23 protein-coding genes are annotated in these 21,654 nt (G+C 25.8%); 10 read left to right on the forward strand and 13 right to left on the reverse strand.

Annotated elements, in window-relative coordinates; all coding sequences use genetic code 11:
- Position 1 precedes the first annotated feature (1 nt).
- Entirely contained in the window at positions 2-634 is a 633-nt protein-coding gene (gene gmk, locus AMN70_RS03650; protein WP_075501863.1) for a guanylate kinase, read from the forward strand.
- Here gmk and rsmA read toward each other — a convergent pair.
- Genes rsmA through AMN70_RS03680 form a run of 6 tightly spaced genes read right to left on the reverse strand, consistent with a single transcriptional unit; the run spans position 623 to position 7,817 of the window.
- Positions 623-1,411 (reverse strand): 16S rRNA (adenine(1518)-N(6)/adenine(1519)-N(6))-dimethyltransferase RsmA, encoded by a 789-nt coding sequence (rsmA, locus tag AMN70_RS03655; RefSeq protein WP_075501865.1) that lies wholly within the window; start codon positions 1,409-1,411, stop codon positions 623-625. The genes gmk and rsmA overlap by 12 nt on opposite strands.
- The gene (locus AMN70_RS03660) at positions 1,408-2,361 is read right to left on the reverse strand and encodes a 4-hydroxythreonine-4-phosphate dehydrogenase PdxA (protein WP_075501867.1); all 954 of its coding nucleotides are present in this window, start codon (positions 2,359-2,361) and stop codon (positions 1,408-1,410) included. The genes rsmA and AMN70_RS03660 overlap by 4 nt, the downstream gene beginning before the upstream one ends.
- Positions 2,351-3,277 (reverse strand): peptidylprolyl isomerase, encoded by a 927-nt coding sequence (locus AMN70_RS03665; RefSeq protein WP_075501869.1) that lies wholly within the window; start codon positions 3,275-3,277, stop codon positions 2,351-2,353. The genes AMN70_RS03660 and AMN70_RS03665 overlap by 11 nt, the downstream gene beginning before the upstream one ends.
- Positions 3,277-5,652, reverse strand: coding sequence for an LPS-assembly protein LptD (locus AMN70_RS03670; RefSeq protein WP_075501871.1), 2,376 nt, complete (start codon positions 5,650-5,652; stop codon positions 3,277-3,279). Before AMN70_RS03670 ends, AMN70_RS03665 begins: the two co-directional genes overlap by 1 nt.
- The gene (locus tag AMN70_RS03675) at positions 5,642-6,721 is read right to left on the reverse strand and encodes an LptF/LptG family permease (protein WP_075502038.1); all 1,080 of its coding nucleotides are present in this window, start codon (positions 6,719-6,721) and stop codon (positions 5,642-5,644) included. Before AMN70_RS03675 ends, AMN70_RS03670 begins: the two co-directional genes overlap by 11 nt.
- The gene (locus AMN70_RS03680; RefSeq protein WP_075501873.1) at positions 6,714-7,817 is read right to left on the reverse strand and encodes an LptF/LptG family permease; all 1,104 of its coding nucleotides are present in this window, start codon (positions 7,815-7,817) and stop codon (positions 6,714-6,716) included. Before AMN70_RS03680 ends, AMN70_RS03675 begins: the two co-directional genes overlap by 8 nt.
- Before the next feature lie 58 nt (positions 7,818-7,875).
- On the opposite strand from AMN70_RS03680, the gene AMN70_RS03685 reads away from it, so the two are divergent.
- Both AMN70_RS03685 and ndk read left to right on the forward strand, forming a co-directional pair.
- Positions 7,876-9,330 carry a leucyl aminopeptidase gene (locus AMN70_RS03685; protein ID WP_075501875.1) on the forward strand — a complete coding sequence of 485 codons (1,455 nt, stop codon included), beginning with the start codon at positions 7,876-7,878 and terminating at the stop codon, positions 9,328-9,330.
- Positions 9,323-9,733 (forward strand): nucleoside-diphosphate kinase, encoded by a 411-nt coding sequence (ndk, locus tag AMN70_RS03690; protein ID WP_075501878.1) that lies wholly within the window; start codon positions 9,323-9,325, stop codon positions 9,731-9,733. Before AMN70_RS03685 ends, ndk begins: the two co-directional genes overlap by 8 nt.
- Here the strand turns inward: ndk and purN are convergent.
- Both purN and purM read right to left on the reverse strand, forming a co-directional pair.
- On the reverse strand, positions 9,723-10,307 hold the full coding sequence (purN, locus tag AMN70_RS03695; RefSeq protein WP_075501880.1) for a phosphoribosylglycinamide formyltransferase: 585 nt from the start codon (positions 10,305-10,307) through the stop codon (positions 9,723-9,725). The genes ndk and purN overlap by 11 nt on opposite strands.
- Complete coding sequence (gene purM, locus AMN70_RS03700; RefSeq protein WP_075501882.1) at positions 10,285-11,313, reverse strand: phosphoribosylformylglycinamidine cyclo-ligase; 1,029 nt, start codon at positions 11,311-11,313, stop codon at positions 10,285-10,287. Before purM ends, purN begins: the two co-directional genes overlap by 23 nt.
- Before the next feature lie 21 nt (positions 11,314-11,334).
- Between purM and AMN70_RS03705 the strand changes: the two genes are divergently transcribed.
- From AMN70_RS03705 to aspS, 3 genes are read left to right on the forward strand one after another with little or no spacing between them, the layout of a single operon-like run.
- Positions 11,335-12,396 (forward strand): DUF2066 domain-containing protein, encoded by a 1,062-nt coding sequence (locus AMN70_RS03705; RefSeq protein ID WP_075501884.1) that lies wholly within the window; start codon positions 11,335-11,337, stop codon positions 12,394-12,396.
- On the forward strand, positions 12,393-13,055 hold the full coding sequence (locus AMN70_RS03710) for an HdaA/DnaA family protein (RefSeq protein WP_256998033.1): 663 nt from the start codon (positions 12,393-12,395) through the stop codon (positions 13,053-13,055). The genes AMN70_RS03705 and AMN70_RS03710 overlap by 4 nt, the downstream gene beginning before the upstream one ends.
- Positions 13,056-14,843, forward strand: a complete 1,788-nt coding sequence (gene aspS / locus AMN70_RS03715) for an aspartate--tRNA ligase (RefSeq protein WP_075501888.1) — start codon at positions 13,056-13,058, stop codon at positions 14,841-14,843. It begins immediately after the preceding gene.
- Here the strand turns inward: aspS and AMN70_RS03720 are convergent, their stop codons facing one another.
- Positions 14,844-15,662: a TSCPD domain-containing protein gene (locus AMN70_RS03720; protein WP_075501890.1), complete on the reverse strand. Its 819-nt coding sequence runs from the start codon at positions 15,660-15,662 to the stop codon at positions 14,844-14,846.
- A gap of 116 nt (positions 15,663-15,778) precedes the next feature.
- Between AMN70_RS03720 and AMN70_RS03725 the strand changes: the two genes are divergently transcribed.
- Positions 15,779-16,141 carry an NADH-ubiquinone oxidoreductase subunit NDUFA12 family protein gene (locus AMN70_RS03725; protein WP_075501892.1) on the forward strand — a complete coding sequence of 121 codons (363 nt, stop codon included), beginning with the start codon at positions 15,779-15,781 and terminating at the stop codon, positions 16,139-16,141.
- Positions 16,104-16,511, forward strand: coding sequence for a DUF2155 domain-containing protein (locus AMN70_RS03730; protein WP_256998034.1), 408 nt, complete (start codon positions 16,104-16,106; stop codon positions 16,509-16,511). The genes AMN70_RS03725 and AMN70_RS03730 overlap by 38 nt, the downstream gene beginning before the upstream one ends.
- On the opposite strand, the gene accC is transcribed toward AMN70_RS03730, so the two are convergent.
- The 3 genes from accC to aroQ are packed head-to-tail and all read right to left on the reverse strand — an operon-like array spanning position 16,508 to position 18,715.
- Positions 16,508-17,845: an acetyl-CoA carboxylase biotin carboxylase subunit gene (gene accC, locus AMN70_RS03735; protein WP_075501893.1), complete on the reverse strand. Its 1,338-nt coding sequence runs from the start codon at positions 17,843-17,845 to the stop codon at positions 16,508-16,510. The two genes, AMN70_RS03730 and accC, sit on opposite strands and share 4 nt — an antisense overlap.
- A complete protein-coding gene (locus AMN70_RS03740; RefSeq protein WP_075501895.1) occupies positions 17,845-18,279 on the reverse strand; it encodes an acetyl-CoA carboxylase biotin carboxyl carrier protein in 435 nt (144 codons plus the stop codon). The genes accC and AMN70_RS03740 overlap by 1 nt, the downstream gene beginning before the upstream one ends.
- On the reverse strand, positions 18,266-18,715 hold the full coding sequence (aroQ, locus tag AMN70_RS03745; RefSeq protein WP_075501898.1) for a type II 3-dehydroquinate dehydratase: 450 nt from the start codon (positions 18,713-18,715) through the stop codon (positions 18,266-18,268). The genes AMN70_RS03740 and aroQ overlap by 14 nt, the downstream gene beginning before the upstream one ends.
- Before the next feature lie 16 nt (positions 18,716-18,731).
- On the opposite strand from aroQ, the gene thiS reads away from it, so the two are divergent.
- Together thiS and AMN70_RS03755 are read left to right on the forward strand one after the other, a co-directional pair.
- Positions 18,732-18,950: a sulfur carrier protein ThiS gene (thiS, locus tag AMN70_RS03750; RefSeq protein WP_075501901.1), complete on the forward strand. Its 219-nt coding sequence runs from the start codon at positions 18,732-18,734 to the stop codon at positions 18,948-18,950.
- 4 nt (positions 18,951-18,954) lie between these two features.
- Positions 18,955-19,725, forward strand: coding sequence for a thiazole synthase (locus tag AMN70_RS03755; protein ID WP_075501903.1), 771 nt, complete (start codon positions 18,955-18,957; stop codon positions 19,723-19,725).
- Here AMN70_RS03755 and AMN70_RS03760 read toward each other — a convergent pair.
- Positions 19,718-21,577: an Rne/Rng family ribonuclease gene (locus AMN70_RS03760; RefSeq protein WP_075502042.1), complete on the reverse strand. Its 1,860-nt coding sequence runs from the start codon at positions 21,575-21,577 to the stop codon at positions 19,718-19,720. The genes AMN70_RS03755 and AMN70_RS03760 overlap by 8 nt on opposite strands.
- Positions 21,578-21,654: the final 77 nt, after the last annotated feature.

Raw genomic sequence — 21,654 nt, forward strand, 5'->3', positions numbered from 1 at the left:
AATGCCCACTTCAAAAGATGGGGTAATGGTTATTTTGTCCTCTCCTTCAGGAGCAGGTAAAACAACTCTAGTTAATCTCATTTCTGAGCAAAATAACTTTAAAATATCCATATCTCATACAACAAGACAGCCACGACCAAACGAAACTCCAAATAAAGATTATTATTTTGTAGATAATAATGAATTTAAGAGACTGATTAAAAATCAAGAGTTTTTAGAATATGCTAAAGTTTTTAACAATTATTATGGAACAACAAGAACACCTGTTATTGAAAAACTAAATAAAGGTCAAAACGTAATATTTGATATTGATTGGCAAGGTGCGGATCAAATAAAAAATAAAAATTTAGATTATAAATTAATTACTTTTTTTATATTGCCGCCGAGTAAAGAAATTTTATATGAAAGATTGTCAAATAGAGAAATGAAAGATAAATTAATTGTTGAGGAAAGAATGAGACAATTTGAAAGAGATGTGCTGCATTGGATTAATTATGATTATGTTGTAATTAATGATGATCTTCAAGATTGTTATAAAAAAATTAATAATTTAATTAATGCAGAAATAAATAATGGATCTAAAGATTATGATTTAGAATATATAAGAAAGCATGTCGAAAAATTAACTCTTTAATTTTTCATACTCATCTGCCAACTTTATATAAGTTTCAATGTTCAAATTTTGTGGTCTTAGGTCTAAATTTATTTTGAGTTTTTTCACAATATGTATGTTTTTTTTAAATAACAAATTAAAAGGTTTCTTTATCATTTTTCTTCGATGAGCAAAAAAAGTTCTAGTAATTCTTTCAAGATTTTCAGAATTCTCTAATTGATAAAAATTTTGTTTAGGCTCGAAATACAAAATTGTGCTATCAATTTTAGGTTTTGGTGAAAAACTCGAAGGTTTTACATCACAAATTTTTTTGATATTCAATTTCCAATTAGATATTACAGACAATCTTCCATAATTTTTTGTATTTGGCAAAGCTATAATCCTATCTGCAACTTCTTTTTGAAACATTAATATGAGGTGACTAAACCAAAAATTTCTATTTTTTATATTAAGTATCCACTTACATAAAATTTCAGTAGAAATATTATAAGGAAGATTTCCAAAGACTATAAGTTTTTCTTTGTGTAATAAATTTTCATTTATTTTGAGAACATCTTCATTAATTACTTTTATTTGAGACTCAAAATTATTTTGTAATAAAGAGGCTAATCTATTATCTTTTTCGATTACAATTAATTCTTTTGGGTTTTTTTCTAAAATTTTTATTGTTAAATTACCAGTTCCAGGTCCAATTTCTAAAATTGATTTGTTATAAATATCAACCGTATCTAAAATTTTTTTGATTATGTTTAAGTCAACTAAAAAATTTTGGCCTAAACTTTTTTTTGCTTTTATCACCTGTTATCTAGAAAATCTAAAGCTTTGATTAAACTCAATGGGTTTGATTTATTTTTGCCAACCATTTCAATATTTGGTCCATGGTCGGGTGATAAACGTAAAATAGGTAAACCCATTGTTATATTAATAGCATTATATTCGTATAGAGATTTAAAAGGACCTAAAACTTGATCATGATACATACCTAAAATTACATTAAATTTTTTCCTATTTTTTTTTAAAAATATCGTATCTGCAGAGTAAGGCCCTTTTACATTGATATTCTTTTTAAACTTACTTTTAATTACTTGAGGAATAATTTTTTCATCTTCATTAAAATTTGAAACACTTTCACAGTGTGGATTTAAACCTGTTACTGCAATTTTGGCTTTAATTTTAAGCTTTTTTTTGAAAAAGCTATCTATCAATTCAATTTTTTCAGAAATCAATTTTTTTGAAACTTTGTTTGCAACTTGTTTTAGGGGCAAATGTGTTGTTAAAGGACATACGGATAGTTCTTTATTATAAATAAGCATTCCAGTTTTATTTCTTTTAAATTTATAAGAAATATATTCAGTTATTCCTAAAAATTTTTTATTCAAAAAATTTTTCTTATTAATTGGTCCATTTATTAACTTATTTGTAAATCCTTTATGCATTAAATCACATGCAACATCGAATGACTTTTTTAAATAAATTCTTAAAGATTTTTTGTTAGAGGTATTCTTAAAATTTATGTCTATAATATTTAAACATTTATTATTAATCTTTTTTTTAATAATTCGCTCAACCTCTAATATCTCTAATTTTTTTTTATAATTTAATTTCTTCATGTGTCTCATTAAAATTTTTTTACAACAAATAAGAACAAGAGGACTTTTATATTTTTTTTTTCTCAGTGCCTTAAATAGAATTTCAAAAAAAATACTGTTTGGTTCACCAGCAACTAATAATATTGGGTTATTTTTCATTTATAGAATAATTTAATTTTGATTTGTTGAAATATATTTTTGAAAATTTATTTAATTGTTCATTTGTTTCTTGATTTATCAATCTCTCAACTTCTTTATTTTTATCGATATTGATTTCGACAACTCTTTTATCTTCAATTTTAAGTATTAAAAAATTATTTGCTAATTTAATTAAATCAGTAAACTCACCTTTATTAATTTCACTTAATTTGTCTTTAATATTCTTTGATAAACTTATTTCACTAACCCAACCTATTTTCCCTCCAAATTTTGAACTATCCGAGTCACTATAAATATTTGCAGTATTATTAAAACCTATTTGATTGATACTAATTTTTATTTCATTTAAATAATCTTGTATTGTCCTATTTTTTTTTTTTGTAAATACAATTTCAGATAAAAAATATTCTTTCTTTGAATCTTCTTGCATCGCGTTAACTCTCGAAAGAATTTTTTTTTTATCAATTTTTACTTGATTATTATATTTTGAAAAAATTAAATCATTCCAATATAAATCTATTTCAATTTTTTCTTTAATTTTTGATAAGTTATAATTTGTTTTTTGTTTTAATATTTTTTCGAATTCTTTATCATTATTGAAACCTAATCTTGTATAAAGATCTTTCATGTAATCATCCACAAATTGATTAGCACCCTCCATAGTTGTAAATTTTTTAATTTCTTTTTTTTTTATTATTTGTTTAATTAAGGAATTTTTTGCTATCTCTAATTTCTGATTATAATTTAGTTGATTAAGATTTGAATTTAATATTTCTAAATAGTTTATCTCATTTTCTAAGTCATAATTTGTGATTATTTCATTATCCACTAAAACTTCAATCTTTATATCTGCCAACAAAATCTTATTGGAAAAAAAAATTGTTATAATTAAAAATAAAATTTTCTTTTTGATCATTATTGCTTAATATTTGGACTACTTACTTCAGCAAAAGGTGTTATTGTTAATTTGAAGAAAATACTTTCATCAGGTTTCAATTCTCTATCACTATAAAAATCTTTATTATACTCTATAGATGCAGCCAAACAGTCATTCTTATATTGGTACATAAAATTATAGTATTCAGTTAAATCTTTTGCTTTATTTTTTCTTGTCGAAAATGCAAAACTATTTGATTTATTTAAATTATAACTTGTTGTGTTAGATAAGTATGAACTTTTACTAGATGTGTTGTTTTCATTAAGATAATCAAATGTTGTAATAAAATTATTAAATTTAAAATCAGTAATTAAATTTTCATAATTTATATCTTGAAGGTTATTCTTGATAGATGAAATATATTTAGTTGTTATCGCTTCACTTGGATTAAACATGATCTCGCTAAATAGATTAGATGTTTTTTCTCCAATTTGATTATTGTTAGGAAGATCATCATTTTGCTCTAATCTAAAATTATTTGCTAATTTAAAATTGAATAATTCGTTGGTATTTAGTTTATCTAGTATTGAGTAGTCAAATCCATAGGCAGCAGATAAACCACCCTCTACACTTGTGTCATCGGTAGTTCTATCTAATGAATAAATATTAGTTATATTTATTTTTCTCTCAACACTTCTCTCATTTTTGGTGTGATTAGGTGCCGCTTTTAAAGATATTTTTGGTTTAAAGATTTTTTGATAATTATCTTCATCTTTAATTAAGGGAAAACTTGAGTTAAATTGATACATACTTGAAATAAAAAAGTTTTTTTTATTTTTGTAATCTGAATTTCTATTTTCACTATTAGTATTTCTAACTAAAAATTCATGACTATTTAAAAAACCATATTTACTTATTTGAGGAATTGAATTGAAAATAAAATTATTTACATTTCTTTTTTCTAGAACATTTGTATCGTATTGTCTTACTAAAGTATCAGATTCAAATAAAAAATTTCCATCTAAATTTGATAAGTTATTAAAATTTTTTGCTAGTTTTAATCTTGGAAAAATGTATTCATATCTATCATTATCTTTTTTACTTAAATTTTCATATATGGTTGAACTCAAATTAATAGATAAATTGTTAGAATATAAATCTAAATTAAGCGAATTTACCATCGTATCGTTATCATTAATTAGATCACTCTTTATTTTATCGGATTTTAAATAAGTGTCGTTTGAAGTAGTTTGAAGTTTCAAATTAAGTTTACTTGACTCAAAGTCTTGTACTGTTAGATTTTTATCATATTCATAGAAAAAGTGATTTTTAGAGTTTTCGTCTTTTTCTGCAAATAAACTAAAATCTGCAATGTGATTGGTATTGGAATTAACTTGTCTGTATTCCGTCTGGAGTAAAATTTTATCATCAGCATAAAGTCTTGGAGAAAAAGTTGCATCCTTGTTTTCTGCAATAGCTAAAAAATACGGAGTGTTTAAATAATTATCCGAATTAGGTGAATTTTTTATTGCAGGAATTAAAAAACCAGATCTCCTTTTGACTGTTGGGTCTGGATGAAAAAACTTTGGAAAATATGCAATTGGTAAATCGTAAACTCTTAACAACGCATTATCATATGAAATCTCTCGCTTTTTTTTATCATGCGTAATATTTTTTGCACTGAATTGCCAAGGTGGACATCCTTCTCTCTTTTTACATGTCGTAAAAACTCCTTTAGTAATTCCAGATGAATTTTCATCAATATTACCACTGTTTCCTCTTAATCTATAATTTTGACTTGATGAATTATTAAGATCTATTTTTACATCTTTTCCAAAAACTTTTCCTGAGCTAGTATTAATATAAGCAATAGACGTTTTAAAAGTATTTGACTGAGCATCTTTACTGATAAGATTTTTTGCTTTAATTAAATTTTTATTAATTTCAAAAACAAAACTATCAACAAAATGAGTATTACCAAAATTATCTTCAATTTTTGTAGTTTGATCTGAACTCACAATATTATTTTTTTGATCATAAAATATTTGATCGTTCTTAATTATAAAACTTCCGTCTATTTGGAAAACTTCAATATTTCCATTTGCTTTAATACTTAAATTTTTTTGATCGAAGACTGCATTATCGTATTTTATCTTTATCTTTTTAGATTTAATTAATGCCAATCCATTTCCAATTGACTTTAAAATATCTGTTTCCTTATAATATATATACTTATCTGAAATTATTTCTAAATTATTATCTTTAGAAATTGCAGTACCTTTATAAGCATTTATTTGATCTCCTTCATCTAAAATTTCAATATTTTTGCTTTTCAAGGTAAATGAATCTGAAAATGCAATATTTTGAAAGCATAAGATGCATATCAAGGTTATAATTTTAAAACTATTTTTCATTAATGTTTACAAGTCCTATTGCTGATAAAACAAATATTATAAACAATGGAAAAAATATTGATGGATATACTGGAATTTTTCCATTGTTTCCTAAAGAATTAAAGATAAAATTTATATAATAAATCAAAACTGATAAAAGTACTCCAGTTATTATGTGAAACAAAAGTGATTTGTTTTTTGAGAAGTTAAACATAACTATAATAGAGAATATGGTAAAGACTCCATAAAAAAGCGGAGTAGTAAAAAGCTTAAGTAATTGGATCGTTATTTCATCAGTAGAATAGCCAAATTTCTTATAATCCTCTTTGATTTCGTAAAGTCTTAATATGTCAAAAGATGATATATTTGAAAAAAGTTTATTTATTTTCTCAGAATTAAAGTTTGATGATATTTGAATTGTTCCCTCAATATTCTCCGTATTGTTTTCAATAGTGATATTTGGATTATGAATAATCCAATTGTAGTCGTTAATATCTATTTTATTTGATTGAATAGTTTTTATTAATTTAAAATCTGAGTCGAATTCATTGATGATATTTTCAAATAAAAATTTATCATTAATAAATTTAGATTTAATTATATATTTTTTTCCATTTATTTCATCTTTAATCCATAGTCCACTTTCAGTAACCATCGCAAGATACTTATTGTCATTAGAGAAATTATTTTTGATATCTGAATAATAAAATTTTAGTTTTGAGGCAATATTGTAATAGATAATTACATTAAAAACTCCAATAAATATAGATAACAAAAACAAAATTTTAATTATCTTTAAATTACTAAGACCAACCTTTTTAAGCAAATTAAGTTCTTCATTTTTGATCAAATCATATAAAAAAAATTGTGTTGATATTAAAAAAATAAATGGAAATATTTCAAATAAGGTTATTGGAGCATTTAATAAAGTCATAAAGTAAGGAAAAAAAAAGTTAGCATTCACATCTCTAAAAAAATTGATTTCCTCAAGAATTCCTAAAATAAAAATTAAAGCTAAAAATATTAACGATATATTAATAAATTTTCTAAGAAAATTTGTAATTATATATTTTTGATAAATTTTAAACATTTTTAACCAATCTATAAAATAATGAATATCCAATTATAAAAATAATCATTGGTATCAAGAGATACATTATTGTAAAATTAATTGATGTAACAGAGTATCGTACCGATACCTCTGAATATACTAAAAGAAAAAAAATCATCAAAAATATTAAATTTACTTTAGTTTTATAATTTTTTTCATTTTTTGAATACAATGTTAAAAAACAAGAAAATAAAACAATTAAAGGAATAAAGATTGGTTTGTATAACCTTATAAATAATTCTCGTTTAGTCTCTTTAATTAGATTCTCATCACACTTAAATTGTTGGAATTTATTATTCTCAATATCTAGAAAGCAACTTAATAATATTTTAGTGTCTATTTCTTGAATTTTAGGGACGGTGATAGTTTTTGAATTTAAATCTTTTAAACTGAAATTAATTTGATCGAAATCAAACAAATTAATTTTTGATTTCTCAAAATTTATCACTCTACCATCAAAAAGTTTAAGAGTTTTTTGAAATTCATCGTCTATAAGAATTCCTTTATTTGCATATATCATTTTTGAGTTTTTTTTATTGGTTTCTTCTAAGAAAATATTTTTGAAACTCCCATCGTTTTCTTTTCTATCAATAAATATAGTTAAACCATCAGTAACGTTTATGAATTTTCCTTCTTTAATCAAAGATGTAAAAAAATCAACATTTGAATTTTTTATAAAATTTCTAGCTTCAAGTTTTGATAATGGAGAAATATATGAACCAAGAATAATTTGAAAAAAAACAAAAATAAAAGAAAAGACTATTAACTTATTAATGAAATTTATCTTGCTAACGCCATTCACCCAAAAAATGAAAATCTCATTTTTGAATTCATATTTTAAAATTGTATAAAAAATTGAGATAAAAAATATGAAAGGTAATATTCTATGTATAATTTTTGGAAAATTTAATACGGAATAAAAGAAATAGATCTTTAATCCGTGACCATCTTCAGTAACAAAATCAAAATAGTTAACAGCTTGAATAGTCCAAACAATTAAGCCCACAATAAGCAAAGAAGCCACAAAAAATGTAACGATATCTAGGTAAAATTTTCTAAATATTAATTTTTTCATTGAAAATATTTTTACCACATATATAGCATTTGCTCGTATAAAGTGTATTTAAAAATTTATGTCTATCAAAATTAATTATAAAAATAGCGTTTCAAAGAAACTCTCTAGTAATCTTGTCTTATTCACTAATGAAAATTTCAATATTACCAATATAAAAAAATATATTTCCAGCTCTGAATATTCTTACATAAGTGAACTATTGAAAACTGGAGATTTAAAAAAAGATTTATTTGTTTTTGAGCTTAATTCAAAAAAAAAAATAGTTTTAATTTCCATAAAAAATAATTTGAAAAACTCTGAAATAGAAAATTTAGGAGCTAAATTTTTTGGACGAATAAACTTTGGAAAAAATAGCGAATATTTGATTAATACTGACTCTATAATTGATAAACAAAAAAATTTTATAGGTCATTTTCTTCATGGATTAAGATTAAAGTCATATCAATTTCTAAAATATAAGACAAAAAAAGATAATAGAAATATTTCATTGAATATTATTGGAAAAAATAAACCTTCAGAGCAAAACCAACTAAGATTTAAGTCTCTTGAAGAAGGTACTTTTTTTGCAAGAGATTTAGTATCAGAACCTGGAAATGTTTTACATCCTGATGAGTATGCAAAAAGAATTAAGTCTTTAAAAAAATATGGATTAAAGATTAATATTTATGATGAAAAAAAACTTAAAAAACTTGGGATGAATACTTTACTTGGAGTGGGGCAAGGAAGTATCAGGGGATCCTATTTGGTAACAATGGAATGGAAAGGATTAAAAAATAATTCTAAGCCTTTAGCTTTTGTAGGAAAAGGAGTTTGTTTCGATACTGGGGGTATTTCTTTAAAGCCAGCTAAGTTTATGGAAGATATGACTTATGATATGGCAGGTTCTGCAGTTGTTGTAGGATTAATGAAAAATTTAGCTTTAAGAAAAGCAAAAATCAATGCGGTTGGTGTTGTAGGTCTTGTAGAAAATATGCCGGGTGGAAATGCACAAAGACCAGGAGATATAGTTAAATCTTACAGTGGCAAAACAGTTGAGGTATTGAATACAGATGCAGAAGGAAGGTTAGTTTTAGCAGATGCTTTAACGTATACTGAAGAAAAGTTTAAACCAAAATTTATTGTTGATTTAGCAACTTTAACAGGAGCTATAATTGTTTCTCTTGGTTCTGAATACGCAGGATTATTTTCTAATGATGATAAATTATCAAAGCAATTAATTGATGTAGGTAATGAAGTAGAGGAAAAAGTATGGAGGATGCCATTAAATAAAAACTATGATAAACTTATTGACTCCAAAAATGCAGATATGCAAAATATTAACTATGTTGGTGGCGCAGGGTCAACAACTGCTGCACAATTTTTACAAAGATTTATTCTTAATAAAACCCCTTGGGCACATTTAGATATAGCAGGAATGGCTTTTTCAAAATATGGCGGTGCTTTGAATTCAGGTGGAGCAACAGGTTTCGGCGTGAGATTATTAAACCAATTAATAGAGGAATATTATGAATAACGTTGAGCAAACTCTTTCAATTATAAAACCTGATGCTGTTGAACGAAATCTTGATAATGAGATAAAACAAATGTTTATAAGCAAAGGTTTTAAGATAGTTCAAGAAAAAAAAATTCAAATTGAAAAATCTGAAGCTGAAAAATTTTACAAAGTTCATGAAACTAAGCCTTTTTATAATGATTTATGCTCCTATTTATCCTCAGGACCAATAGTTGCTATGATTTTAGAAAAAGAGAACGCAGTCTTGGCTAACAGAGATTTAATGGGAGCAACAAACCCAAAAGATGCAGCAGAAGGAACTATCAGAAAAAAATATGGAATATCTATTGATAAAAATTCAGTGCATGGTTCCGATAGCCTTGAAAATGCTAGAATAGAAATTGAATTTTTTTTTAAAGATTAATTAGTATTTTTTCAAGAGCTTTTGGGTATAAAAGATGTTCCTCTTTGAGTACTCTTTTTGCAACCTTTTCGCTTGTATCGCCCTTTAGAATTTTAATTTTTTTTTGTAGGATTATTTTCCCCGAGTCCAGCTTTGAATTAACGAAATGAACAGTACATCCTGAAAATTTTTCCCTATTTTTTATTACTTTTTGATGTGTATTAAGACCCTTATATTTAGGTAATAGTGAAGGGTGAATGTTAATAATTTTTCCTTTAAATTTTTTAATAAAATTGGCAGAAAGTATTTTCATAAATCCAGCTAAGCAAATAAGCTTGATTTTTTTTCTTTTTAATAAATCGATAATAATTTTTTCAGCATTTCTGATATTTTTGTAGTTGATTACTTTTTTATGAATTTTATATTTCTTAGCATAAATAAGTCCTTTAGCTTTTGATTTATTTGATATTACCAATGAAATTTTATACTTGGAATTTTTTTTCAATGAATGTTGAATTAAATTTTTAAAATTACTTCCTGTACCTGATATGAATACAGCTACGTTTGCTTTTTTAATTCCAATTGATTTTTGCATTTAATTCAACTTTATTTTTTCCTTTTTTAATTTTTCCAATTAAATAAGGCTTAAAATCTTTTGAAAAATATTTACTAATTTTTTTAGTTTTTTTTGGATTTACTATTAAACAAAAACCAACCCCGCAATTAAATGTTTTTAACATTTCTTTGTCAGAAATATTTTTTTGTTTTAACCAATTAAATATTCTTAAAGTTTTGATTTTATCTAGATCAATATTTGCACATAAATTGTCAGGAATTACTCTTTTAATATTATCTCTTAAGCCACCACCTGTAATATTAGCACAACCATTCAATAAACCTTTATGAATTAAATTTAGAATTTCTTTTACATAAATTTTAGTAGGCTTTATTAGTTCATTTTTTAAAAAAATATTATTTCTTATATTAATTTTTTTTTTATTTAAAACATGTCTGACTAAAGAATATCCATTTGAATGTAAACCCGAGGAAGGGACTGCAAAAATTAAATCACCATTTTTAATTTTTCTTTTATCTAATATTTTATTTTCATCAACAACCCCAACAGCAAAACCTGCAATATCAAATTTACCTTTTTCATAGGTACCAGGCATTTCAGCTGTCTCACCACCAACTAGTTCACAATTAGCAATTTTACAACCTTTTAATATTCCCTTAATTATAGATTTAAGTTTTTTTAGATCAATTTTATTGATTGATATATAATCCAAAAATAATATTGGTTTAGCACCTTGAACAATTAAGTCATTCACGCTCATCGCAACTAAATCAATACCGATAGTATCAAATTTATTTAATTGATTTGCTATTTCGATTTTAGTTCCAACTCCATCAGTGCATGCAACTATTTTAGGTCTTTTGATGTTATTAGGAAGGTTAGAAATAGAGCCAAATCCACCAATATTATTAAACTTTTTATTGCCGTTTTTTTTTGGTGATATTTTTGATATGAAATTAATAAATTTATCGGCTGCTCTAATATTGACGCCGCTTTTTTTGTAGGTAAAGAGTTTTTTATTCATTAGAATATTACTTTAAAAACTATGTATTATCAGAAATTCTTATATATTTTTTTTGTCACTCTTGCTCTAAATTTATCTTTTTTTTCCACAAACGAGGTAAATGCTAAAGCTTTTTTGATAGATGAAATAGAAATATCTGAAAAATTAGAGAATAATTTTAATAAAGATATTCTAATTAATAAAGGCTTTAGAAAAGCTTTCAAAGAATTGATGGAAAAACTTATTCAATCTAAAGATTTAAATAAAATAAAAGATATTAGCTTAAATGATATAAAGACTATGATAGAGACTTTTTCGATTAAAGAAGAAAAATTTATTAACAAATATTACAGTTTAAATTTAGGAGTCGCTTTTAATAAAAAAAAAATTTTCAACTATTTAGATACTAAAAATATATTTCCTTCTCAAATAGTAGAAGAGAAATTTTTATTCATACCTATAATAATTGATCAATCTAACACAGATCTTTTAGTATTTTCAAAAAATCCAATTTACAAAAAATGGAAAGAGGAAAATAATAATAATCATTTAATTGAGTATATTCTACCAACTGAAGACTTAGAGGACTTAAATTTGATAAAAGCAAATTATTTAGAATTAGAAAACTACGATTTTAATGAAATTATAAAAAAATATTTTTTAAATAACTCTATTATTACCTTAATTTTTAAAGATCAGAGTCAAATAAAAATTTTATCTAAAATAAATATTAAAGGAAAAAAAGTTATTAAAAGTAATTCTTTTAAAAATATTGAACTAGATAATAACGATGATTTAAAACAATTAATATTCGATTTAAAAATTATATATGAGGATTTTTGGAAAGAAAATAATTTAATAAATACATCAATAAAACTACCACTTCTTATTCAAGTAAATAACACTGACTTTGAACTATCCGCAAAATTTGAGGAAACTTTAGATAAAATTGATTTAATAAACAATTATTCGATAAGTAAATTTGATAAAGATTTTATTTTTTACGAAGTGATTTTTAACGGAACTACAAAAAATTTTATTAATATTATGAAGAATCAAAATTACAATTTTGATACGCAAAAAAAAACTTGGATTTTAAAATGAGGGATTTAAATCAACTAATTATTCAATTTGATTATGAGGAAAACTTTAAGGATGATGATTTTTATGTTTCAAATAGTAATAAAAATGCTTTTAAGTTACTGAACCAATGGCCTAAATGGGAAAAAAATTTTTTGAATATCTATGGTGAAAAATTTTCAGGCAAAACTCATCTTATGAATATTTTCATTAAAAAATTTAAAGGAATTAAATTTTATTCAAATTCATTGACTGATGAAGATCTAAAAATTCTAAAAGTTCACGAAAATATCATTTTAGAAAACTTAAATGAGGAAATTAATGAAAAATTAATTTATACTCTATTAAATATAATTGATTTAGATAATAAATTTGTAATAATTACATCTGAAAAACCCATTGTAGATTTAAATTTTGCATTACCTGACTTAAAATCTAGAGCAAAAAATTTTTTATTACAAAAAATAGATAAACCTGACGATGAATTAATGTTTGCTTTGATATTAAAAAATTTATCAGATCGTCAAATAACTATAGATAAAAAACTAATAGATTTTATAATCAAAAGAATTGATAGATCGTATGGCAAAATATTTGATTTCATATATAAAGTTGACGAACTAAGTTTAAAAAAGAAAAAACGTATTGATTTTAAGATTATAAAAGAGGTTTTAGGAGAATAATTGAGTAATAAATATCGAACACATAATTGTAATGAGCTTCGTAAAGATCATGTTGGGAATGATGTAGTTCTCTCTGGTTGGGTTAATAAGAAAAGGGATCATGGAAATTTGTTGTTTATTGATTTAAGAGATAATTATGGAATTACACAGTGTATTGTTGAGAAGGAAAATTCTAGTTTTGCAGAATTAGAAAAAATACAATTAGAGACAGTTATAAAAATTGAGGGTAAAGTTGTTGATAGATCTCATGAAACAATTAACAAAGAAATTAAATCTGGAGAAATAGAGGTAACTATTAAAAAATTTAAAGTTCTTGGAACTTGTAAGGAATTACCTTTACCAGTCTTTAGCGATCAAGAATACGCTGAAGAAATTAGACTAAAATATAGATTTCTTGATTTAAGAAGAAAAAAAATTCATGAAAATATTATTTTAAGATCTAAAGTAATTTCATTCATAAGAAATGAAATGAATAAGTTAGGATTTTTAGAATTTCAAACTCCAATATTGACTTCATCAAGCCCAGAGGGAGCAAGAGATTTTTTAGTTCCTAGCAGATTAAATCCAGGTAAATTTTATGCTCTTCCTCAGGCTCCTCAACAATTCAAACAATTAATAATGGTTTCAGGTTTTGATAAATATTTTCAAATTGCTCCGTGTTTCAGGGATGAGGATGCGCGAGCAGATAGGAGCCCTGGAGAGTTTTATCAATTAGATTTGGAAATGTCTTTTGTTGAACAAAAAGATGTATTTGATGTAGTTGAAAAATTATTGATCAGAACTTTTACAAATTTTTCAAATAAAAAATTATTATTCAACAAATTTCCCCAAATTACATACAAAGATAGCATGTTAAAGTATGGGTCAGATAAGCCAGATTTAAGAAATCCTTTAATAATTTTTGACATCACAGAAGTTTTTTCCCGAAAAGATGTATCATTTGATATTTTTAAAAAACTTGTGCAATCTGGATCAAATGTAAGGTGTATTGTAACAAAAAATACTAAAGATAAACCAAGAAGTTTTTTTGATAATATTGACAAATGGGCAAAAGAACAAGGAGCATCAGGCCTTGCGTATTTTACAATAGAAAAAGAGAGAGAAGTTTCAGCTAAAGGACCGGTTGGAAAATTTTTTTCTAAAGAATCTTTAGAGGAGATAATGAAAAAAACAGGTGCAAAAGTAGGGGATAGTGTTTTTCTAGCTTGTTCAAAACTTAAAGATCTTGAAAAAATCACATCATTGGCGAGAGATAAAATAGCTCGAGAACTAAATTTGATCGATAATGATACTTTTGCATTTTGTTGGATCGTAGATTATCCGATGTTTGAAAAGGACGAGATAACAAATAATATTAAATTTAGTCACAACCCTTTTTCAATGCCTCAAGGAGATATTGAAAAGATAAACTTTAGCAAACCTTTAGATATTCTCGCTTATCAGTACGACATCGTATGTAATGGTGTTGAATTATCATCTGGTGCAATTAGAAATCATGTTCCTGAACTCATGTATAAACTTTTTTCAATTGCTGGATATACTGAGAAAATAATTGATGAAAAATTTACTGGAATGATAAATGCTCTAAGTTATGGAGCACCTCCCCATGGCGGGATCGCTCCAGGAATTGATAGGATAGTAATGTTACTTGCTAATGAAAAAAATATTAGAGAGGTAACAATGTTCCCAATGAATCAAAATGCACAAGATTTGATGATGAATGCGCCATCTGATGTAAGCGACAAACAACTAAAAGAGCTTAATATTAGCTTAAAAAATAAAAAATAACTATTTTTTACCTTTTAAACTTATTTTAACATCTGATAAATCAACGAGATTTTTCTTATAATTATTTCTAACAAATCCCTTGCTGGTAATATCTTTAACAATTTTTAAAAACTGATTTTGATCATCTAAGTTTTGATCATCAAGATTTATTGGCTCTGATCCACCAATAGATGGTGTATGAGCTAAATCTTCTCTGTTTTGATAAGAAATAGCCAATTCTCTGAAAATATAATCTAAAATTGAGGTAGCACTAAGTATACGGTCGTTTCCATACACTTTTCCAGATGGCTCAAATTTTGTACCAACGAATGCACTGATAAATTCATCTAACGGAACTCCATATTGTAAGCCAAGCGAGACAGCTATAGCAAAATTATTCATTAATGCTTTCACTAATTCACCTTCTTTACTAGTATCTATAAAAATTTCTCCTATTTTACCATCTTCATATTCTCCAGTATGGAGGTAAACTTTGTGGTCTCCGATCGTAGCTTTTTGAATATACCCTTTACGTCTATCAGGCATACTAAATCTTTTTCCTGATTTTTCTGTTTTATTCAAAACTTGAGTAACTGTTTGCTCAAAAATTTCTTTATTGCTATCCTTATTAGATGATATTAAATCAATTTTTTTATCTTTGAGTTTATTATTCGGTTCTAAGCTTTTGGTTTTTCTATTGTCTAATTTTACTTCTAAAACCTCAAACTTACCATCGTCTCTTTTTTCGAGATTCTTAAGCTCTGTCTCATTTATTTCATTTAAGTAGTGATTAACCTTAAATGTACAAGTATAAAAAGTTTCAACTAAATATTTTGCCATTTTACCCCAATTTTTTTTAATTTATTTGAATAATGAATCAATTGATTTATATACAAAACCAAATTTTAGTCTAATTTAATTTATACAATTTTGAATTGAAAAAAATAAATATTTAAATGTTGACATTACTAAAAAAAATTTTCACTTGGTGGAATCGAGATACGTTCGGAACAAGATTAAAAACAATTTTATTTGGAAAGATTGTGGGAACCGACTCTTTTGGAAATAAGTACTACGAAAGTAAAGATGGAAAACGATGGGTTATATACTCAGAAGAGATTGATGCAACCAAGATTCCTGTGGAATGGTATTCTTGGATGCATTTTACACATAATAGAATAGAAAAAAAACATGATTTAGAAAAATATGATTGGCAAAAACCACATCAGTCTAATCCGACAGGAACTGATAAAGCTTATTATCCTAATAAAAATAAAGATAATGCTATCAAAAAAAAATACAAAAGCTGGAAATCTTAATAAATTTTTGATTATATTTATTTTTATAATCTCTTCATTTAAGTTTTCTTATACTCAAGCACAAAATGATTTAATTGGTACAAAAACAGACATTAAAATTTTAGATAAAATAAGCTCAAAAAATGAATTAATTAATTTAACAAATGGAGATGAGTTAATTTATAAAGATTTAGCAATTAAAGTTATGAAGTGTACTAATTCTGAATTTGATGACAATCCTGAAATCAAAGCCTATATTCAAGTAAGAGATTTAACAAAAAATGATAATGATAAAGTATTTGTATTTAATGGGTGGATGTTTTCTTCTAGTCCATCAATAGCACCATTTGATCACCCAGTTTATGATGTTTGGTTAGTTGATTGTTACTAAACAATTTTTTCTTTATCTAGCCAGCTAACATTAAAATTAGAATCAATAAACTTTTCGTGATTGAGTAATTTCTTATGTAGAGGAATGGTGGTAGTTATTCCTTCGATTACAAACTCATCTAGAGATCTATTCATTCTTTGGATAGCTTCTTTTCGATTTCTTCCATGGCATATTAATTTACAAACCATACTATCATAATAAGGAGTAACTTTATAACCCTGAAATATGGCACCATCTACTCTCGTTCTAAAACCTGAGGGCTGATGACACATTCCTATAATTCCTGGAGAAGGTTGAAAATTTTTACTTGGATCTTCAGCATTAATTCTACATTCTATTGCATGACCTCTTGGATTAATATCTGACTGTTTTAATGCAGTTTCTCCTGTGTAAGCTATCCATATTTGCTCTTTAATTATATCTATACCTGTTACCATCTCAGAAACTGGATGTTCAACTTGAACTCTTGTATTCATCTCCAAGAAATAAAATTTTCCATCCTCATAAATAAATTCTACAGTACCAGCACCTTCATAACCAATTTTACTTACCATTTTTACAGTTCTTTCAAATAAATCTTTTCTGATCTCATCATTTAAAACAGGACTTGGAGTTTCTTCGATTAGTTTTTGATGTCTTCTTTGAACAGAACAGTCTCTCTCGTGAAGATGCACAGTTCTATTTTTTCCAGCCAAGACTTGCACCTCAATATGTCTTGGATTTTGAAAAAATTTTTCCAAATAAATTTCATCATTACCAAAATATTTTTTAGCTTCGGTTTTTGCTGTTAAAAACATAGACTCAAATTCTTCTTCTTTATGGACAATTTTCATACCTTTGCCACCACCACCAGCGGAGGCTTTTATTAAAACTGGGAAACCAATTTTTTTACAAAGTTCTTTTGCTTCTTTTACATTTTTGATACCTCCTTCGGATCCTTCAATTACAGGTAAACCATTTTCTTTAGCAATTTTTTTTGCATGGATTTTATCTCCCATCATTTTAATTAATTTAGATGATGCTCCGATAAATTTAATATTATTTTCTTCAAGAACTTTAGCAAAGTTTGCATTTTCAGATAAGAATCCATAACCAGGATGAACGGCTTCTGCATTAGTTATTTCAATTGCGGACATAAGAGCTGGAATATTCAAATAGCTATTAGCAGGTTGATGAGATCCTATGCATACGCTTTCATCAGCCATTCTTACATGCATACTGTTTTTATCTACATCAGAATGAACAGCAACTGTTGCAATTCCCCATTCCTTGCAAGCCCTAATAACTCTGACTGCAATTTCCCCACGATTTGCAATTAGAATTTTTTTAAACATTATTCTAGGATTATTAATGTTTGTCCAAACTCGACAGGATTACCATCATCAACACATATTTCTTTCACAACTCCATTATCAGTAGAAGGAACGTGATTCATTGTTTTCATTGCCTCTACTATCATAACAGTATCACCTTTTTTAATTTTTTTACCAACCTCAACAAACTTTTTAGCACCTGGTTCCGGGGCATGATAAGCTGTACCAATTATTGGAGATGTTATCTCTTTACCACTATTGTTGTTATTTATTTGATTAGCGTTGTCTTTAGGAGCAGCAATATTTCGATTACCAGATGTTAATTGATTATTTATAGATACATTGTTTTTAGAAACTTTTATTTTTGTATCTTTTTCTGTAAACTCTATTTCAGTTAGATTAAATTCTTCTAAATATTCACTTAACTCTTTGATTAATTTTTTATCTATTTTCATTTTTAAGCATCTTCTCTAATGAAATTATGGCTAAAATATAACCTTCGGGACCTAAACCAAAAATTCCTCCATTAACAACATCACTAATTAATGATTTATGTCTAAATTCCTCTCTTTTATATATATTAGATATATGTAATTCAATAATAGGTTTTTTGAAAATAGAAAGTGCATCACGGATAGATACAGATGTATGAGTAAAACCTGCAGCGTTAATTATCATTCCATCAAAATTTTTTCTAGCGTCTTGAATTTTACTTACGATTTCTCCTTCAATATTTGATTGAAAAAATTCAGCTTCAATTTTAAGTTCAACTGATTTTTTTAGACATTTTTCTTTTAGTTTATCAAATGTCAATGAACCATATTGTGATTGTTCTCTTTCTCCTAATAGATTAAGATTGGGACCATTAATAATAATTATTTTATTATTCATCCAACACTTATATACGATGAAAAAATTAAAAAAAATAAAAATAAAAATCAATGGAAAAACAAAGACCATTATTGACAAATTAACGTTACACAAATTAATAAATGATATAAAAATACCTATTACGAAAGTGGCAATAGAATTGAACAAAGAAATAATTGATAAACGAAAATTAAAAAAGATATATTTGCGAAATAATGATGTTATAGAAATTGTTCATTTTATAGGAGGAGGATAAATTTTTGAAAGATAAATTTACAGTTGCGAATAAAAAATTTAAATCAAGATTAATAGTAGGGACTGGAAAATATAAAACCATGACTGAATGTGCTAAGGCAATTAAATTTTCAGGTGCTGATATTGTTACCGTTGCTGTTAGAAGAGTAAATATTTCTGACAAACATAAACCCTTATTGATGGATTATATTGATCCAAAAAAAATTACATATTTACCCAATACGGCAGGATGTTTCACGTCTGAAGATGCTTTAAGAACTTTAAGACTTGCAAGAGAAATTGGAGGATGGAAATTAGTTAAACTTGAAGTATTAGGAGATAAAAAGAATCTTTTTCCAGACATGATTGAAACTTTAAAATCTACTGAGGTATTGTCCAATGAAGGTTTTAAGGTAATGGTTTATTGCAATGATGATCCATTAATGGCAAAAAGATTAGAAAATGTTGGAGCCTCAGCTATAATGCCACTTGCTGCTCCTATAGGTTCGGGATTGGGAATTTTAAATAAGACTAATATCAAGATAATAAGAAATCAAACTAAGCTACCTTTGATAATTGACGCAGGATTAGGACAAGCTTCCGATGCAACTATAGCAATGGAGTTAGGTTGTGATGGGGTTTTAGTTAATACCGCGATTGCAAAAGCAAAAAAACCTTTTGAAATGGCTTTAGCATTCAAAAATGCAGTAATTGCAGGAAGACAATCTTATCTTTCAGGAAGGATTAATAAAACTTTAATTGGCAGCCCATCATCACCAACCAAAGGAATTATTTAGTTTTTTTATAATATTTTTTTTTATAATTTTTTTTCTTAATAAATTTTTTCTTATCTTTTTTTACAGAAATTTTGTACTCAATTTTTTGTTGTTCTAAGTTTTTTAATTTTTCATGATGTTCAACCAAATCGATTGTTTTTTTGGATTTATTTTTAAGATCAATTATATATTCTGGAATAATAAGTGAATTATCAGTAATAATATCAATTTTCATTTTATTCTTTTTTTCATAATATGTTAAATCCTCTACAAAATTTTCTTTTAAAAAATCAGAAATCTTTTCACATACTTTTAATTCCACAAATTTTGCTTTACTTATTACGGACTTTAATTCTACTATTTTGAGTAGTTTTTGAGCAAATGACTCGTCAGTTAATTCTACTTTCCATTTTACGGCGCTTTCCCTAAGTCTTTGTCTAGACATTTCAAGTAAACCAAAGTTACTAATTCTACCGATTTGTATTCTTGCTCTGTCTAATCTACATTTTTCTTTTAATCTTCTCTCAACCATTCTTCTATTTCCGTAACTAAGCATATCTATAAAATCAATTATTATTAAACCTGAAAGATCTCTAATTTTAATTTGTCTTGCTATTTCTTCTGCAGCTTCAAGATTAGTATCTAGTGCAGTACTCTCTACATTTTTTTGTTTTATTGAACTTCCAGAATTTATATCAATCGATACAAGAGCCTCTGTTGGATTGATAACCAGATACCCACCTGAATTCAGTTTAATTTCTGATTCAAATATTTGATTTAATTTTTGTTCAATATTTTCTTGAATAAATAATGGTATTTTTCCTCTATATTTCTTAATTTTTTTGACATGTGAGGGCATCATCATTTTCATAAAGTTTTGTGCTTTTTTATAACCCTCATTACCTTCAATAATTACGTTTTTTGTGTTTTCATCATACATGTCCCTCAAAGTTCTTTTAATGATCTCACTTTCTTGATGGATTAGAGAAGGAGCAATAGAATTTATTGCATTATTTTTAATTTGTACCCATGTATTTTTTAAAGTTTTAAGATCTTCGTCAATTTCATTTCTAGTTTTATTACTTCCAGCTGTTCTAACAATTAAACCCATTTCTTTTGGGATTTCAATTTCATTCAGAATTGATCTTATTTTTTTTCTATCTGCAGGATTAAATATTTTTCTTGAAATACCGCCACCTTTAGGAGTATTAGGCATCAATACAATATATTTACCGGCAATCGAAATAAAGGTACTTAGAGCTGCACCTTTTTGACCTCTTTCATCTTTTATTACTTGGACAAGGATTACTTGATTGGGTTTAATAACTTCTTGAATTTTGTATCTTTTAAATTTATGCCATTTTTGATTTCGTTTGTCTTTTTCTTCTTTCGTATTATTCTCAGTTTTGTTTTCTTGATTTACATATTCATTCGAATTTTCAGTCTCTTCACTATTTTCATTCAATACTATGTTTTCACTATCATCCTCTGTTTTTTTAATTTCTAAAGGATCATCAATTTCTAATTTACCTTCAGCCAAATTTTTTTCTTCTTTTGCTTCAACTTCTTTAGAGAGCTCTTCTCTCGCTTTTTCTTCTTCTTGTTTAATTATTTCTAGATCACTTTTAGGAATTTGGTAATAATCAGATTGAATGTCATTGAATGATAAAAAGCCATGTCTCTCCCTTCCAAAATCAATAAAAGCTGCTTGTAAAGAAGGTTCTATTCTACTTACTTTTCCAAGGTAGATATTATTTTTTATTAGGCTATTTTTTAAGCCTTCGTACTCATAGTCTTCAATACTATTTTCCGATTTAAGTACAACCCTCGTTTCATTTGGATGCGATGCATCAATGTATAAATTTTTTTCCATGTTGTTTGATTTAATTGGTTCATTAAGTTTTGTTTTTTTAAAAATTTTGTTTAATAATAATGCCTTATCTTTAACAA

This window comes from Candidatus Pelagibacter communis (assembly GCF_001179925.1).
Classification (GTDB): Bacteria; Pseudomonadota; Alphaproteobacteria; order Pelagibacterales; family Pelagibacteraceae; genus Pelagibacter; species Pelagibacter ubique_E.